Raw genomic sequence first — 2,979 nt, forward strand, 5'->3', positions numbered from 1 at the left:
CGCTGACCGCGGTCGCGATCTACGTCAAGAGCCTCTTCCCATCTACGTCAAGAGCCTCTTCCCCAGCCACGCCAAGTCCGATCTCGGTCCGCCCACCGAGCCCCCGGGCGAGGATGCGGCTGGGGGAGGCCCCTCGAGGCAGGCGCAGGCCGAGGAGGCGGACAAGGAGGCCSAGGACGAGACCGGCGCGATCAAGAAGGAACCCGAGCCCGACCAGGCGATCGGCTCCGGCGGCCAGGCTGTCGGCACGGSCGGGCTTGCCGCCTTCCTCGGCATCGATTCCCCGCCGATCGACTATGAGCAACTGCCGCTGCGCCGCTTCTCGCCGGCCAAGCTCGATGTCTTCGGGGACCCGGCCAGCAATGACAACGTGACGCTCAGCCATGGCGGCGGCCTCTCCGGCAGTGCCGGCGGCTCGGGCGGGGCCCATGGCTTCGAGGGACTGGCCCATATCGACGGGCCCTCGGGCGGCCACCATCCCGGCCCGGGCAGCCATTCCGGCCCGGGCGGCGAGAGCCYGGGCGGACCCGGTGGCGAGAATCCCGGCGGTCCCGGTGGCCCCGGGAGCCCGCGCAGCAACCGCGCCCCGCTGCTTGCCGGYGTSGTCARCCTGCGCAGCATCGGGCGGTGCGAGACGCTGCTGATCACCGCGATCGGCTTGCTCGCAGGGGCGCTGGATCCTGATGGCGATACGCTCGTGGTTAGGCATCTCACCGCCTCCAGCGGCACGCTGACCGCGGTCGAGGGTGGCTGGGAGTTCACCCCGACGCCCGGCTATTTTGGCCCGGTGACGCTGAGCTATGAGGTCAGCGACGACACCGTCGCGGTCGCCCAGACCGCCCTCTTCAGCGTCGTCGAGTTCACCGAGATCAACGGCACGGCCGGCGATGACAGCCTGACCGGGACCGAATGCGCCGACCTGATCGACGGGCGCGACGGCAATGACGTGATCGACGGCCGCGGCGGCTCSGACATCCTGCATGGCGGCGCCGGCAACGACTTCATCCGCGGCGGCGCCGGCCATGACCTGATCTATGCCGGCCGYGGCAACGAYATCGTCTATGGCGGCGAGGGCAACGACACGATCYATGGCGRYGACGGCGACGACMAGCTCTTCGGCGAGGATGGCGACGACATCATCTTCGGCGAGGCTGGCGATGACATCATTGTCGGCGGCGCCGGCAACGACCAGCTCTCCGGCGGTGACGGCAATGACGTGATCCAGGGCGGCACCGGCGACGACCAGATCGCCGGGGATGCCGGCAACGACGTCGCCCATGGCGATGAGGGCGACGACACCGTGGATGGCGGCGCCGGGAATGATGAAGTTCATGGCGATGCCGGCGACGATCACGTCATGGGCGGCGCCGGCAATGACCAGGTCTATGGCGAGGACGGCGACGACATCCTCGACGGTGGCGACGGCGACGACYRGATCGACGGCGGMGAAGGCGACAACACGATCTTCACCGGCGACGGCAACGACACGGTCCGAACCGGCAACGGCAACAATGTCGTCACCGGTGGCGCTCATGTCGACCTCGTCCAGTTCGGCGCCGGCCAGGACACGGCCCAGCTCGGCGCSGGCGACGATGCAGCGGCCGGYGGCGGCGGCAACGACCGRCTCTTCGGTGAGGCTGGCAACGACACGCTCTCCGGTGATGCCGGCGACGATGTGCTCGAYGGCGGTTCCGGSGAYGATCATCTCGCGGGCGGCGCCGGTGACGACCAGATCCATGGCGGGACCGGTAACGACATCGTCTTCGGCGGCGATGGGYGCGACCGGATCGAGGGCGACGCGGATGACGACGTCGTCTTCGCCGGCGCCGGCGACGATMGGGTCGAGGGCAATGCCGGCAATGACCGGCTCTTCGGCGAGGCWGGCGACGACCGGATCGAGGGTGACGCGGGAGACGATATCGTCGATGGCGGGGCGGGCAACGACCGGCTCGAAGGCGGCAGCGGCGCGGATACGCTCGATGGCGGTGGGGGCAGGGACCGGGTCGAAGCCGGGTCCGGCAACGACGTGATCATCGGCACRCTCGATGCCACGGCCGATTGCTATGATGGCGGCAGCGGCTGCGACACACTGGATTACTCCCAGGCGACGCAATGCATCGACATCAACGTGGTCGAGGGCAAGGCGGTCAGCGTCGAGATCGGCGAGGAYAGCTTCTCCAATATCGAGGCGGTGATCGGCGGCAGCGGCRACGACCACTTCACCATCGGTGCCGACGCAGTGACGCTGACCGGCGGTGCCGGCGACGACTGCTTCTCCTTCGATGTGGCCTATGATGAGGATGACCGCGACCTGATCCACCAGATCCTCGATCTCGAGGCCGGCGACCGCATCATCGTCAGCCAGTACCAGATCCGCACGGATGACGATCCCGCCAATGGTGCGCCCGGGGACGAGGCCGATCCGTTCGCCAGCGCCTATGGCGACGAGGCCGGCACTGCCAGCCAGCCCTTCCGCTTCCGCATCGAGAAGATCGGTGACAACGACTACACCTATGTCGATGTCTTTCTCGAGCAGAACGACGAGAAGGACTACTCCATCGAGATCCAGGGCAGCCACAGGCTTTACTATTACTGACCTCGGTGCGGGGCAGCTCGGCCTCGCATCCCGGGTCCGCTGACGGGAGAGACGGATATGACCAGGCGCAATGTCGCATCGCAGGTGGGCGGGGACGCCAGGGAAGGGCGCGAGCCGAGTTTCGGGCTCGGCCGGCATATGCTCGCCGGTACCGCGCTCGCCCTGCTCCTGGTCGTCGGCTGCGGCGGCTGGGCCGCSAGCGCCCATCTCAACGGCGCCGTGATCGCCCAGGGCTCGATCAAGGTCGATCAGAACCTCAAGGAGGTGCAGCACCGCGACGGCGGCGTCGTCCAGGCGATCGGGGTCCGCCAAGGCGACCGGGTCGAGGCAGGCCAGACCCTGTTCTGGCTCGACGATGTCCAGACCAAGGCCGAGCTCTCGAT

1 protein-coding gene and 1 pseudogene are annotated in these 2,979 nt (G+C 68.5%); both read left to right on the forward strand.

The genetic code is table 11. The annotated features are described in order from the left end of the window. Nucleotides 1-2,596, forward strand: a 2,596-nt coding sequence (locus AC1D34_RS36085; RefSeq protein ID WP_476826851.1) for a cadherin-like domain-containing protein, incomplete at its 5' end; no start/stop codon positions are given. A gap of 57 nt (nt 2,597-2,653) precedes the next feature. Further along, nucleotides 2,654-2,979: pseudogene (locus AC1D34_RS36090) on the forward strand (HlyD family type I secretion periplasmic adaptor subunit); the annotation flags it as partial.

Source organism: Allobosea sp. P1_A7 (assembly GCF_056406775.1).